At 55.8% G+C, this 13,920-nt stretch carries 13 protein-coding genes; 7 read left to right on the forward strand and 6 right to left on the reverse strand.

Going from position 1 to position 13,920, the window contains the following annotated elements; all coding sequences use genetic code 11:
• Positions 1–14 precede the first annotated feature (14 nt).
• Positions 15–1,820, reverse strand: a complete 1,806-nt coding sequence (locus RDV48_17365; GenBank protein ID MDQ7824574.1) for a PEP-utilizing enzyme — start codon at positions 1,818–1,820, stop codon at positions 15–17.
• A 213-nt stretch (positions 1,821–2,033) separates the two neighbouring features.
• On the opposite strand from RDV48_17365, the gene RDV48_17370 reads away from it, so the two are divergent.
• The 3 genes from RDV48_17370 to RDV48_17380 all read left to right on the forward strand — a co-directional run bounded on the left by RDV48_17370 (position 2,034) and on the right by RDV48_17380 (position 4,513).
• Complete coding sequence (locus tag RDV48_17370; GenBank protein ID MDQ7824575.1) at positions 2,034–2,288, forward strand: hypothetical protein; 255 nt, start codon at positions 2,034–2,036, stop codon at positions 2,286–2,288.
• A gap of 60 nt (positions 2,289–2,348) precedes the next feature.
• A complete protein-coding gene (locus RDV48_17375; GenBank protein ID MDQ7824576.1) occupies positions 2,349–3,527 on the forward strand; it encodes a PilZ domain-containing protein in 1,179 nt (392 codons plus the stop codon).
• An 89-nt stretch (positions 3,528–3,616) separates the two neighbouring features.
• Entirely contained in the window at positions 3,617–4,513 is an 897-nt protein-coding gene (locus RDV48_17380; protein MDQ7824577.1) for a 4Fe-4S binding protein, read from the forward strand.
• A 2-nt stretch (positions 4,514–4,515) separates the two neighbouring features.
• Here the strand turns inward: RDV48_17380 and RDV48_17385 are convergent, their stop codons facing one another.
• Positions 4,516–4,962 carry a PilZ domain-containing protein gene (locus RDV48_17385; GenBank protein MDQ7824578.1) on the reverse strand — a complete coding sequence of 149 codons (447 nt, stop codon included), beginning with the start codon at positions 4,960–4,962 and terminating at the stop codon, positions 4,516–4,518.
• A gap of 295 nt (positions 4,963–5,257) precedes the next feature.
• Here RDV48_17385 and RDV48_17390 point away from each other — a divergent pair, with 295 nt between their 5' ends.
• A complete protein-coding gene (locus RDV48_17390) occupies positions 5,258–6,061 on the forward strand; it encodes a serine/threonine-protein kinase (GenBank protein MDQ7824579.1) in 804 nt (267 codons plus the stop codon).
• 24 nt (positions 6,062–6,085) lie between these two features.
• Positions 6,086–6,856 (forward strand): CPBP family intramembrane glutamic endopeptidase, encoded by a 771-nt coding sequence (locus tag RDV48_17395; protein ID MDQ7824580.1) that lies wholly within the window; start codon positions 6,086–6,088, stop codon positions 6,854–6,856.
• A gap of 4 nt (positions 6,857–6,860) precedes the next feature.
• On the opposite strand, the gene RDV48_17400 is transcribed toward RDV48_17395, so the two are convergent.
• The 4 genes from RDV48_17400 to RDV48_17415 are packed head-to-tail and all read right to left on the reverse strand — an operon-like array spanning position 6,861 to position 11,741.
• Positions 6,861–7,391: an ECF transporter S component gene (locus RDV48_17400; protein ID MDQ7824581.1), complete on the reverse strand. Its 531-nt coding sequence runs from the start codon at positions 7,389–7,391 to the stop codon at positions 6,861–6,863.
• Position 7,392: 1 nt separating this feature from the next.
• Complete coding sequence (locus RDV48_17405) at positions 7,393–8,613, reverse strand: FHA domain-containing protein (protein ID MDQ7824582.1); 1,221 nt, start codon at positions 8,611–8,613, stop codon at positions 7,393–7,395.
• Between the two features lie 4 nt (positions 8,614–8,617).
• The gene (locus RDV48_17410; GenBank protein MDQ7824583.1) at positions 8,618–9,649 is read right to left on the reverse strand and encodes an aminopeptidase; all 1,032 of its coding nucleotides are present in this window, start codon (positions 9,647–9,649) and stop codon (positions 8,618–8,620) included.
• Positions 9,650–9,674: 25 nt separating this feature from the next.
• On the reverse strand, positions 9,675–11,741 hold the full coding sequence (locus tag RDV48_17415) for an oligopeptide transporter, OPT family (protein ID MDQ7824584.1): 2,067 nt from the start codon (positions 11,739–11,741) through the stop codon (positions 9,675–9,677).
• Between the two features lie 195 nt (positions 11,742–11,936).
• Here RDV48_17415 and RDV48_17420 point away from each other — a divergent pair, with 195 nt between their 5' ends.
• Both RDV48_17420 and RDV48_17425 read left to right on the forward strand, forming a co-directional pair.
• On the forward strand, positions 11,937–12,899 hold the full coding sequence (locus RDV48_17420) for an NAD-dependent epimerase/dehydratase family protein (protein ID MDQ7824585.1): 963 nt from the start codon (positions 11,937–11,939) through the stop codon (positions 12,897–12,899).
• A 17-nt stretch (positions 12,900–12,916) separates the two neighbouring features.
• The gene (locus RDV48_17425) at positions 12,917–13,900 is read left to right on the forward strand and encodes a sugar kinase (GenBank protein ID MDQ7824586.1); all 984 of its coding nucleotides are present in this window, start codon (positions 12,917–12,919) and stop codon (positions 13,898–13,900) included.
• The last annotated feature ends 20 nt before the right edge of the window (positions 13,901–13,920 follow it).

A 13,920-nucleotide genomic window follows, 5' to 3' on the forward strand; every position in this document is an offset into this window, starting at 1 on the left:
CCTCTCCTTTGAGGTCAATGGCTGAAAGGACTGTGGACATAAAGCCTCCCCGAGGTCCCGTTCATCGCTATTACGGAGCCTTCGGGGATCCTTTCCTGAGGCGAAGGGATGTTGCCGATGACAGGAATGCCCATCTCGCCTGCCATGATTACTGCCGGCGAATGCCGCTGGCCCCACTGGAGTATTATGCCGCCGGCATTGGCCAGGAAGGGTATCCATGGCGCCTCGATATGGCGGGCGATGACTATCTCTCCGCGGGAGAAGTTCCTGAAATCGGCCGGCCCCCTTATTATGCGCCCTTTTCCCCGTGCAAGCCCCCCCGCCAAAGGCCTGCCCTTGAGGACAAGAGGGAACTGCTCTCCCGAGGGAATACCTACGCTCGTGTAGTTATAACGGTCGATCACCCCGGGAAGGAGGAGGTCCCTGGCGGCTTCAAATTCCTCTTTTCTCTGCTCGGCGAGTTCCATGGCCTTTTCCCCGGCGAGCGTTCCGTAGACGAGGAGGGGAAGCTCGCTCCAGGAAAGATAAAAAATGTCATCGGCGGCCTTCAGCTTTTTTTCCGCCCCGAGGCGCTCCCCGAGCTCCCGCACCGCGGACCTGATGGTACCCAGTTCTCTCAGGTAGAGGAAAAGGATGTTTTCCCTGTAAGGCCTGTAGCGGCGGGCGGCGCCCAGAAGGCTCAGGAACCTGGCTTTTCTCACGGGGCAGGGCAGAGAGGAGCAGATGTCCCTTGCAAGGTCCCTCGCTTTTTCCTCGTCGAGGGCTCTCAGTTTTTCAGGTGAAGGCACCCTGGTCTCGGCGTGGGACAGAATAAGGCCCACCAGGGAGAGGTGGTCTGAGCGCCACGCCGGCGCCGCAAGCTCAAGCGGTTCATCGGCCATGAAGCCGTATTCTTCAAGAAACCGCTGGAAAAGAGCATTGAATTCACTGTCGCCCCTGGTGCGCGATGAAGCCGGGGGGAAGCTCCTGAGCCACTTTATTACTTTTTCGCGATCCCGGGCAAGGTTTCCCATGGCCCAGAGGGCCTGCTCCATGCCAAGGAAGGGATTTCCCTCTGTTCCCCCCATGAGAGTTGCCGCCATGAGGCCCTCGCGGTCATTCAGGTGCCTTGCCGTAAACCGTGCAAGGTTTGTGGCCGTTTTGTGGGCGAGAAACCTTCCTGTCTCAAGGGCTTTCATAGTATGGCAGGAGGCATGATCCATCATTGAGTTGAGAGCCTCAAGAAGGCGCTCAGGCGGAAGCTTCCCCGGCGCGATGCTCTCAATCTTTTCCAGGTAGTCCCTGAGCGAGGGGAGGAAGGCATGCTGGCAGAAATGATGAAATTCCGCCAGCAGATCGACGAGGGTCATCCTGGTTTTAAAGAAGCGGAACAGATACAAAGGCCATTCCGTAATATTAAAAAGGGCTCCCAGGTCAAGCGTCGGCCCTCTCACCTCCTCGGAGGAAAAAGGCTCCCCTGAGGACAGGGCTTTTCTGGCGAGCTTCACTGAGAAAGGAAGGCCCGGGAAGGAGACAAGATCCTGGAGTGTGGCAAGATCGGTGTAGGTCCTGGTGCAGATCGGGGTGAGGACCGTGCCTTCCGGGGGCTTCCCGATTCCCAGGGTGTTGACGTAAGTCCTGGTGATCCCGCCGTCATCACCGTATGCGCGGTTGTGAAAATAGAGGGAGAGAGGGGTGAGCTGCGGGGGGAGCTCAGGCGAGAAGTGGGAGCAGAGGACAAAGTCCCTCCTCCGGCTTTTCTCGCTCAATGCCTTGTGCTCTCTCTCCTGCATTTTTTTCAGGAGCAAGTTCTTGCTCTCAAGGGTCATAGGAGTGTCCACGGTGTTGCCCTCCTGTGTCAATATGTTCCGTCCATGCTCTGTGCTATTTATTTCGAGAAGGAGGTGAAGAAACCCCTCCCTTTCCCGGACAATATTCATTGAGGATCAATATTCCCGGCGGGGAGCGGAAAGCTCCGCTCACATGAGTTTTCCTGGAGGAAATACCCCCGCTCTGGGAGAAGAATTAAACAAATCATTAAGAAAGAGCGTGTGATGGCCAAACTTCAATACCATTGTCCCAGCTGCGGGAGCCGCCTCAAGCTCGAATCCCGCGTTCCTGCAGCCCCCCAGTCAGTGATGGGAACCCTCAGGTGTGGTGAGTGCAATTCAATCTCCTATCTCTATGCCACAAGGTGCCCTCACTGCGGTGAGATCAATTTCGGGATGACCACCATCCACATAGCCTCAACACAGCTGCAGATGATGTGCAGCACCTGCAGGAACGCTTTTTACTGGGTAACTCCCTGAGTTTCCCCCGGGACTTCATATATATCCCGGTGGTGAGTATGACGAAGTGGGAGGGAATTGGTGTATTACAAGGAAATTCCCCCGGTGCTGCTGGAAAAGCTTCAAAAGCCTCTTGAGAGTGTCACCGAGGAAGCTGTCAAAAAGCGGCTTGATTCCCTCTTCAAGGGAGCCTGGAACAACGAGAATACCCATACGCAGCTTTTTGCAATGACCATCCCCCTTATCAACCCGAGGGGAATGGAGATACAGACCACCATCTCTCTCTGGCTCGTCAAGAACACCATCACCATCACCCCTCCAAGGGAAGAGTCCCTCTCCAGGAGCTCCTATCTCATCTATCCTCTCTTTGATGAGGAAACGAAGGCTGAGAACGAGAGGCTCGCCTTTCTCAATACGGCGCTGCGTGGTCTTGCAATCGGATCCGATGACGGGAGGCTCCGCACCTACAGTCTTGAGAAAGACGTGATTGCACGGAGAATTTTCCTCTCAGAGCGGGTAAATGATCATATCTTTGATACGGAAGCGATCAAAGTGATTCTTTCCAGGGCTGATGAGGAGTCCTCAGAGCGGCGCACAGCCCCCCGCAAGATGCTTCCCCTGCTCCAGAGCATCCCTGCCGTGGTCACCATGGAGAGAAAGGTCACCGACATCGAGCTTTTTATCCTTGATTTCTCATCGAGCGGCCTGAAAATAGTCTCATCCTTTGATTTCCCGCAGAACAGGCCTTTCACCCTTACCCTCAGGCTTGCAGAGCCGGTATCGCTCTGGTGCGAGGTGGTCTGGAAGAGCTCGCTCTGGGAGCAGTTTCACCATGTGGGGATCAAGTTCGTGAAGCTCCACCTTGACAAGTTTGAAAAGCTCTGCCGGTATGTCGAAGAGCATCTCCCAAGGAGGGACGAGGGCGAATTCAAGATCAGCAGGATGCTTCCCGTGGAATTCTCGCTGTGGGAGCATCACAAGAGGCTTCCCACCTTTTTTTACAGCCTTTCGCCAAAGGAGATGAGCATTATCTGCCCCTCCTTTCTCGATGAGGGCACGAGCGCCACCTGCCGCATCTTCCCGTTCTGGAATCTCCCTCCCATCGAGGGAGAAGTGGAGGTTATCTCGTCAAAGGTGCTCAATGAGGGCGGCTGCCAGGCGGCCCTCAATTTTATCAGGCTTTCCGGTGAAAACCGTGAGCGCATCGAGAGCTTTCTGCAGAAATGCGCGATAGAGGACCGGCACAACAAGAAAATGTAAAACAGATTTTTATGGCCCGGTGAAAGGAACTTCAGCTGAGTGGATGAATTCTTACGGGAAGACGATATTGCGGAAGGAAGGAAAGGTCTATGCGGTGTGCAAATTGCGGCGAAGAGAACCCTGAGGGATCGAAAAACTGCCAGCGTTGCGGAGCGAAGCTTGAAACCCGCACCTGCACGAAATGCGGAGGTGTGGTAAGGGGAAAGAGCAAATTCTGCATTCATTGCGGTGCAACCCTTACCGGTGAGGCAAGCCCTTCCCCGCGAAGGAGGGCTTCGGCGCCCCCTCAGGCGCCGCCGGTCTATACGCCCCCTCCCCCGCAGCCCTCATATCCGCAGCAGCAGCAGTATCCCTATGCCCCGCCCTCCCAGATGCCGCCGCCTCAATACCCTGCGCAGGGACAGAGCAGCGAGTGGAGCGAGCCTCCCATGGCGGACCGCGACCGCCAGAGCCTCAAAGACAAGACTATCCTCCTCAAGGAGCAGTTCGGTGCAGTCATCAAGAAGGGAAATTACCGCGAGGTGCTACAGGATAAGAACCACCCCGCCACCCAGGCCTTTATCGACTTCATTGCCTGGGGCGTGAGCCATTTTTACGGCTTTGCCGCCCTTATCGGTGCAATCACCTTCCTGGGAATCTTCCTGGGGGGATGGGGCGTCGTTTTCGGACTTGCCCTTGCCTTTGTCTACGCGACCTACAAGAAGGAGATCGACGAGAAAGTCAGGGAGATGAAGTCTGCAGGCGATATGTCCCAGCCGGCTCCGGTGAACCGGCCCAGCTATCGTTACGTGACGGCCTCGAGAAGGGATCATTATTTCCAGATACACAGCAACTGCACGGGGTGCGGCATATGCGTCCCCATTTGCCCCACGCAGGCGATTTTCCAGATATCCCAGCAGTTCATCATTGATCAGACGCGCTGCAATCAGTGCGGGGAATGCAGTTACCAGTGCCCTGTCCGGGCCATCATCAAAGTGAGGGATTAAGGTCAGGCATGCCTTGCGAGAGGTGAGAACTTCTTATGCTGCCCTGCCTTTTCCATCTCTTCCTGGCGGATCTGCTCGAGGTACTGCGACAGGCGCTCCTTGGTCTCGTCGGTCATGGTGGAAAACTCTATGCCTATCTCGAAGGTCCCCGCCGCTGCCAGTTCTCTTTGCCAGGCCATGCGGGCCCTTGTCTCCACGGGAGGATCGTTTCTCACCAGGTACATTTTCAGCAGAAAATCCCTGTCTTTCGGCATGCTGAAATGGTTGGTGCATTTAGCGCCGCCAAGGCTGATATCAAGGACGAAAATTCTTGCAGGGCGGGTGTGCTCTTCAAGAAGAATCTCGCCGGGGATAATTTTCTGAATACGGGGGAACCGCCTGGAATCCTGAACACCCTCCATCCTCTCCGGCGGGTGCGCTGCGGGACCGGCTGGCTCTTTATTGCTCATCAAAGATATGCTCCACTAGTCTTGATTGCGTCACTTAGTATTCCTGCAAATCCAGAAAAATCCTTCCGGTAATCCCCCCTGACCGGGCGCCTGGCGGCTGGGAGCTTCATTCCGCGGGAGCTATCTCCTATTATAGCACAAATAGCTCTCTTTGGGGAGCATGTTGAAATGCTCTGTCATTCCGGTCAGTGCTGAAATTTCAGGACCGGGAGGAGGGATTCCGGTTTTTTTGAGTAATAGATAGGTGGCTTGATAAAGGGGACGGGAAGCGGCGGCACCTTGAAGGGAGGAAGCCATGAAGGAAGAGGGGACCACCATTCTCGGGAGATACCGGGTGGAGTCTTGTCTGATGAGAACCCCTGCGGGGAGGGTCCTGAAAGCTCTCGATCTTAATGGGGGAGAGCCGGTCATGGTGAAGGAGCTCATGGCAGACAGCGCCCTTGCCGTCACTCCAGAGGAAATCAGGGAGCGTTACGAGAGAGAAGTTCTGGCTCTCTCGGCTCTCAAGCATCCCGGGATACCGAGGCTCCTTTACCACGAGGCCTCGTCATCAGCATGTTATCTTGTGGAGGAATTTTTCACGGGAGAGACTCTTGACGCCCTGTCGATGAAGAGGAACAGGCCTTTCACGGTGAAGGAGGTGGTGGGCTGGGGGGTGCAGCTTTGCGAGATGCTGGCCCTGTTCCACAGCCACAAGCCGGAGCCCATCATATTCCGCGATGTCACGCCCTCCAATATTGTGGTCTCGGCTCCCGGCGTCGTCAAGCTTGCGGACTTCGGGCTCTCAAGGTTCTTTAACCCGCTCAAGGTCAAGGACACTTTCGTCATGGGGACTCCCGGCTTTTCGCCGCCGGAGCAGTATGGAAGCGGGCAGTCCGATGCGCGGTCCGATATCTATTCCCTGGGTGCCACCCTCTATTATTGCCTCACGCTCCGCTCTGTCGATGAGTTTCCGAGGCAGGTGCCCGGCCCCAGGACTCATAATCCTCTTGTGTCGGGTCCGCTTGACAAGGCGGTAGTGCTCTGCCTTTCCAGGGAGCCCTCAAGGCGACCCCAGTCGGCAGAGAAGCTCTCTGAAATGCTGAAAAACCTCTTATAAAGTCTTCTCCCCGGAAGGAGCATCATGAAGAAATCCGTCAAGGACAGTATCAGCGGCCCCTCTGCCATGCTTTCTTCTATGCGGGTGCTTGACAGGGGGACTATCGCGGTGCTTCTGACAATCCCTCTTTTTCTCTGGGCCATCCAGTTTTTCGGCCTCACGGTAAATTTTTTCCAGTTTTTCCCCTCGGTGACCAGGAGGTTTTCCCCTGATGTGGCCAACCTTCTCTCCTTCGTGTACTGGTCTGTGTGCTGTGCCGTCGGGTATGTGGGGCTCCCTCTCCTTGTCATCTCAAGGGTTCTGAAAGACAAGGCCCGGAATTTCGGCCTTCCCGGAAAACCCTCGCTGAGCCACGGATGGATTTACTGCACTCTTTATCTCGCCGTGCTCCCCTTCGTGGTTTTTGCCGCCTTCCAGAAATCCTTCCTGTCCGTCTATCCCTTCTATCTCCCCAGCGCCGGTAAATGGCAGCTCTTTCTGATATTCGAGGCCTTTTATCTTCTCCAGTTCTTTTCCCTGGAGTTCTTTTTCCGGGGCTATATTCTTTTTTCCCTGGAGCGCACCTTTGGCGTATACTCAATCTTCATCATGACCATCCCGTACTGCATGATACACTTTCCGAAGCCTGCCCTTGAGGCTCTTGCGGCGATTTTGGCAGGGATAGTCCTGGGGTGGCTCGCCTTGAGGACCCGTTCCATATGGTACGGTGTCATGATCCACATGTCTGTGGCTCTGACCATGGATGTACTTGCCCTTGTGAGGGGTGGGTACCTGCCCAGGCTTTTCCTGCACTGACTGCTCAGGGCGAGGCTTTTTGAGTGACCTGGTGAAAGGCTTTCTCCAGCAGGGGATAGAGTAAGAGGGAGCCAGCCATTCCAATGATCCCCTGAATGGCGTTGGGGATAACGGCAGAGAGGGCCTTGTAGTAACCCATAATGAGCTGCTCGTAGAGGAAATATCCTCCCACCATGGCTGAAGCTCCGCAGAATCCTCCCGCGAGGCGGAAAAGATGGCTGTTGCACCTGTTCAGGTCGCGGCCCAGCATGCCGGCACAGAAGCCCTCCAGCCCCTTGATCACCAGTGTCCCCGGCACAAAGATGAAATGCCCCCCCGAGAGATCGGCAAAGGCAGAGCCCAGGCCGCCTACAAGAGCGCCTCTTGGGCCGCCAAGCAGATACCCGCAGGCCAGCACAAGCACATCGCCAAGGTTGATGTAGCCGCCGGTAAGGGGCGTTGCAATCCTTACCGTTGCGGTGACAATGGCCACAAGGGCGATGAGGAGCCCGTTTGTAGCCATAACCTTGAGAATGTTCCTCGGCCTGGTATTCATTTCATTCTTCCAGGGGAGTTCCCCGGCGGAACAGAATTGTGGTATGGGAGCTGAGCCTCATGACGCTTCCGTCGTGGAGATTTTTCCGTCCTCCCACTTTGATGAGAGCGGAGCCCAGGTAACTGAGGCGCTGCGACGAGCGCTGCACGAGAAAGAAACTTTTTCGATGGTAGTGAAGAGTCACCTGCCTGAGGGCCACATCCCTGTCGGTGAGGGTGAGGTCATTGGCTTTTCCCCTTCCTATCGAGGTTATCTCTCTTGAGAGGGAGATGTGCTTTCCCATGTCCTCAGGCTTCCCCTTGATCACGTGAATCTCCCATTTCAAGAGCTCGGTAAGGAGCTGGTGCTCAATGAAGACGAGGCGCATTGAATCCGTGCTGATCAGATCACCTGTTCTGAGCGGGAGGGATTTCTGAGCCTCTGCAGGCCTGTTGTTGATCTTGAGGGAGCCTTCCCCGGGAATAATGCTCCAGACGCTTCTGGCGAATGAGAGGATAAAGAGAAAGGTGCCACGTGGAGCGTCGCTCCATTTCAGGGAAGGAGTCTTATCCAGGTAAACATAGAACTGCCTTTTCTCGGGGAGATCCCGGTATAAAAAGGGAATTTTTTCGCCCCTGCACTTTCCATAAGTGCAGATGAGAGAAAAGTCAGGCTTTTCCTCCTCTAGCCTTTTCGGGAGTGTCCCCGTGAACTCCCTTGGGTGCACGGTCCTTTTTTTTTTCACCTTTTCTCCCTCCTGGATCTCCTGGGGGGCCGTGGTGACAAACTGAGGCGTGATTTTTTTCCTTTCCAGGTGGTAAAGAGGGGGCGATTCCCCGTCATCCCCTCCGCTCTCATGAGCCTTTTCCTCATGGAGGGGCACGTGCTCGCACTTATCCCTCTGTCCGGGCCCGAGCTCGTCAATGAGCCGGAAGGTGATGGCACCGATGGTGACTTCATCGCCTGTCGAGAGGAAGGCGCTCTCCTTGAGGGTGCCGTTGATCGATGCAAGGTCATCGTGGGATTTATTGATAAACTTGAAGGCATGAGCTTCACCGTCCCACTCCATCACGGCATGAAAGCGCGTGATGGAGTGATCGGCAAAGAGAATCCATTTCGCCTTGCGCTCCCCGGGGTGAAACTGCCGTCCCAGGGGAATGCGCCCCTGGGGCAGTGCGATGATTCTTCCCCTGTCTTCTCCTTCGCAGACTTCGATAAACAAGCCCGAATTGATTTCCCGCATAGTTTCACTCCAGAAGAAATTTTCCCCGCTCCATGAGGGGTGTCCCGTCAACGATGATGGTGGGATTCTTCATGACTCCGTCAACATGGGCCTCGCTGTTCCAGTCGCTTCCCGTTTTCTCGGGGTATCCATGGCCGATGGCGATATGAATGCCAGGGAATTTCTCATCCTGGAGCAGGTTCCCCACAAGCCTGTCAAGGCCGATATTGGTGCCGATGGCAAACTCGCCGATGCGGTTCGCGTTTTCATCCTGCTTCATATATTCGGTGAGCTCCTTCAGAAGCTGCCCGTTTTTGCACTGCACGTCGGTGACCCGGCCGTCTTTCACCTGGAGCGTCACCGGCGTCTCCTCGAGGACGCCGTATTTCTCGCAGAAATAATCGCCGAGGACGCCGTCCACGACAATTTTCCCCTCGGGGATGCGGTATACGCAGGTGAATACCTCTCCGTCGGGAAGATTGCTCCACTTTTCAGCAGTGATATGGCCGTCACTCACCAGCCACCGCCAGCCGGGGTGGAACTCTGCCGTGAAATCGGTGCCTGAAGGTGTGGTGACCTTGATAAAGCGGGCCTTTTTTACCATTTCAAAGACTTTCCTGCTGATCTCCTGCACCTTCGCATAGTCAACAGCCATGCCGGTCGTCATCAGAAGGTCGGTGATATTGGGCATGTGGCCGTGGCGGAGCTTCCGCCGTTCCGCTATTTTTATCATGGGAGAGCGGAAGCTTGGGAGCTCCCCCTTTTTCCCCCGGGCGGCATAAAAGCTTACCGTGACCCCTTCCTCTTCCATGGCCTTCGCGATCTCGGCGGGGAAGTGGAGGGGGGCGCTCCCGTCATCGGGCCTGTCCCCGAAGTCCTCCATGATGAACATCCTTGTGTTGCCGGGAGTCACTGTTTCGAGCTGCCTGTAGATCTCGCCGGCAATGTGCTTTGTGTCTCTGTCGGTGATGAGGACCACTTTTTCGCCGGGAGCCACTCTGACGCAGTTCTTGACTGCCTGCATCGCGCCGTATTCCAGCGTGTTGGTAAGAGCCATGGTAGTTTATCCTCCTTAACAGACTTTATTCTGCTGCATTTCCATCCTCAGGGGCAGATTTATGTTCACCGCGGCAGGCGTACCAATATGTAAAGGCGCCCAGGACAAGGAACATGACCAGGGCTGCCCACCCTCCAAGGTCTTTCTCCGCGATTCCCAGGCTCCAGTTCACCTTGTAAAACTTCAGTATGGCGCTCACTACGCCTATGATAGCGCCGCCGGCAATGTAGCCCGAGGCGATGAGGGTCCCCTTTTCCTTTCTTTTCTTTCCCACTGCGGGGTCGGGATGGCTTTTCTCTATCAGGTGCGCGAGAATTCCCCCTGCGAGGATCGGCGTGTTCAGATCGAGGGGAATATAGACGCCGAGCACGAAAGCGAGCGGCGGGATGCCGATTGATTCCAGGATGAGGGTCAGGATGATCCCCACGGCGTAGAGGAGCCAGGGCACCGGGGCATCGGACATGAGGGTCTCGATCACGGCGGCCATGGCATTCGCCTGCGGGGCGGGGAGCACCTTGTCGGCGGGGTGGCCGGGGCCTTCCACGAAGCCGTAGGTAGTATTGAGAAGCATGATGACGGCCGCCACTGCAAATGCCGCGACAAGGGTTCCCAGGAACTTGAAGCGCTGCTGGTTATAAGGCGTGGCGCCTATCCAGTAGCCTATCTTGAGATCGGTGATAAAGGAACCCGACATGGAGAGGGAGGTGCAGACCACGCCTCCGATGAGAAGGGCCGCCATCATCCCGTAAGGCCCCTTGAGGCCTGCCTGCACGAGGATGATGCTGCTCAGGATAAGGGTCATGAGGGTCATGCCCGAGACAGGGTTCGTTCCCACGATGGCAATTGCCCTTGCCGCCACTGAAGTGAAGAGGAACGATATGACGATCACCACGAGCAGTGCAATGAGAGCAAGGGTGGTGGCATTCTGCATCTTTGCAAGCACGCCGTTCTGAAAGAAAAAGAAGGTGATTATCAGGGTGATGGCGATAATACTGAAGACGTAGATCATAGGCAGGTCCTTCTGCGTTCTCTTCACGGCGCCTTCCGCATCTGCGCTCCTTTTCTGGAAGATCTCCTTGAATCCCAGGGTGAAGGCCTGCAGGATGATGCCCGATGACTTGATGATGCCTATGATGCCGGCGCATGCGATGCCGCCGATGCCGATGGTGCGGGCGTAGTATTTGAAGAGCTCATCTTCTCCCATGGAGCTGATAAGGACCCCCTCGGGAGCCGGGGGTATGGAGACCGGCAGGTAGTGGCCGAAGTGGGCGATAAGGGGGATGACTATATACCAGGCGAAAAAAGAGCCGGCGCAGATTATGGCGGCATACTTGAGGCCCACGATATAGCCCATGCCCAGCACCGCCGAGGTCACATTAATCTTGAACACGAGCTTCCATTGGTCGGCAAGGGCCGCCCCTGCCTTGAGAAGCCTTGTCGAGAAGGTCTCCCTCCATGCCTCAAGGGTGTATACGCAGAACTCGTAAACCGAGGCCACAAGCATGCTGATGCCCAGCACCTTCGCCTGGTCTCCGCCCTCCTCGCCCGTCACCAGCACCTCGGTAGTGGCCGTTCCCTCGGGGAAGGGGAACTTGCCGTGCATGTCGGAGACAAAATATTTCCTGAAGAAGATAAGGAACACGATGCCCAGGATTCCTCCCAGCAGCGACGCCATGAATATCTGGAAAAAATTCACGTCGATAATGCCGTACTTGGGGTTTCCCTTCAGAATGAGGAGAGCGGGGAGGGTGAAGATGGCCCCGGCTACGACGGCGCCCGAAGAAGCCCCGATGGACTGGATGATGACGTTCTCCAGGATGGTGCTTTTCCTCCGCCTGGCCATGAGATAAGAGATTCCCACGGCCAGGATGGCGATGGGAATGGCCGCCTCGAAGACATTGCCGATCTTGAGGCCCAGGAATGCAGCGGCACCGGAAAAAATGAGGGCCATCAGGACGCCCGTTATCACCGAGCGGGGTGTCACCTCCTGCATGTCGCTCTCGGCAGGGACTATGGGCTCGTAGGTCTCGCCGGGTTTCAGTTCCGAGTAAGCATTGGCAGGAAGCCCCTTTGCGCCTGAGGCGTGCTCCATGGTTTCATCCTTCTTTCTCTCCGTGGCTTTCTAGTGAATACACCACAAATTGCCATTTTCCTTCATGGCCTCCCCGCTCACGCCGCGGCGGTCAGTGGAGGGGAAAACAGGTTTTTTTCCTCTGGACAAAGAAATCACCATAAAAGTGCACAAGGCTTCACCGGGGCTTTGGCAGAGGAAAGAGGAGAGGAATCATTGGAGAGCTATTTTATCGCAGGAGGGGCAGGATTTATAGGGAGCCATCTTGCAAGGGCTCTTGGAGAGGCAGGGAAAGACCTGTCGCTCGTTATCTATGATAACTTCAGCTCGGGGAGGCGCTGGCATCTTGACAGTCTAAGAGACCATGAAGGGGTAACGGTGGTGGAAGGCGATATCAAGGATCTGGAGCGCCTTTCTGATGCAATGAAGGGTGCCACCTGTGTCTATCACTTCGCATCGAACCCCGACATCGCCAAGGCCATGGAAAAGCCCGACATAGACTTCTGGGAAGGCACGTACCTTACCAATAACGTCGTGGAGGCCATGAGGAGAAACGGGGTAAAAAAGCTTCTCTATGCCTCGGGAAGCGGCGTTTACGGTGATACGGGACTCGTGGAAGTTACCGAGGATCATGCGCCGCTCCTTCCAATCTCCACCTACGGGGCCAGCAAGCTCGCCTGCGAGGCCCTCGTCTGCTCATACTGCCATATGTTCTCCATGACGGCTGCCATATTCAGGTTCGCAAATGTCGTGGGCCCCCGGCAGACCCATGGCGTGGGATATGATTTCATCAGAAAGCTGAAAAGCGATCCCTCCCGGCTCCGCATCCTGGGAGACGGCACGCAGAGCAAATCATACATAGAGGTCTCTGATGTGATTAATGCCATGAGACTCGTGGAGAAGAGGCTCGAGGGAGGCTATCACTATTACAACGTGGCCACGCTTGACTACCTGACGGTAAAGGAGATAGCCGATATCGTCGTCTCGGCCATGGGACTGGGGAAGGTCACCTATGAGTTTTCGGGGGGCGCCCGGGGGTGGAAGGGCGATGTGCCGGTGGTGAGGTTTGATTCTCAAAAGATCCGGAGCCTTGGATGGACCAACCGCTTCACCTCTCGTGAAGCCATCAGCCGCTCTGTCGCCTCCCTCTACCAGGATGCCCTTGAGGGCAGGATCTGACCGGAAGGAGTGAGAGAATGATTATATCCCGCGCTCCTGTGAGGCTCTCAATGGGTGGCGGAGGCACCGATCTCCCCTCCTTTTATGAGCAGCATGGAGGTTTTCTCCTTGCCGCAGCCATCAACAAATACGTGTACCTCAGCATAAACAGGCGCTTCAGCGAGTCGATCCGCCTCTCATACTCAAAAACCGAGATAGTGGACAGGGTGGAGTCTATTGAGCACAATATCTTCAGGGAGGCTCTCAAGCTTACCAAGATAGAGAGCGGGATTGAGCTGGTCTCCATAGCCGATGTGCCCGCCCAGTGCGGCCTGGGAAGCTCCTCGACTTTCACCGTTGCCCTTCTGAATGGCCTTTACGCCTACAAGAGGATTTACCTCCCCCTGGAGCGCCTTGCCGAGAGCGCCTGCCGTCTCGAGATAGGCATACTCAAGGAGCCCATTGGGAAACAGGACCAGTACGCTTCAGCCTTCGGGGGGTTCAATGCCTATACTTTCCATAAGGACGGAACAGTCACCGTCGAACCGGTGAATATCACCGTGGAGCACCTGCTGGAGCTTCAGAACAACCTCTTTCTCTTTTACCTGAAACGGGACAGGCAGGCAAGCTCGGTCCTCACCGTCCAGGACCGGAAGAGCAGGGAAGGCGACAGGGGGACCCTCGATCGTCTCCACCGGATCAAGGAGATAGGGATTCATACAAGGAAGATTTTTGAAGAGGGAAAGCTCCACGAGTTCGGCGAGATTCTCCACGAGCACTGGCTCACCAAAAAAGGCCTCTCTGACAAGGTTTCCGACTCCTCTATCGACGAAGTCTATGATCATGCCCTTAAGAATGGCGCCACAGGAGGCAAGGTCGTCGGTGCCGGCGGAGGAGGCTTCCTTCTCCTTTACTGTCCCAAAGAGAGAACCAGGCTTGTAACGGCCATGAAGGCCATGGGACTGGAGCCCATGTGGTTCACCTTCGAGCCCGAAGGGGCCAAGATCGTGTTCCATGGATAACATGAGCTTTCCCTCAAGGA

The sequence above is a fragment of the Candidatus Eremiobacterota bacterium genome (genome assembly GCA_031082125.1).
Lineage (GTDB): Bacteria > Vulcanimicrobiota > CADAWZ01 > CADAWZ01 > Ess09-12 > Ess09-12.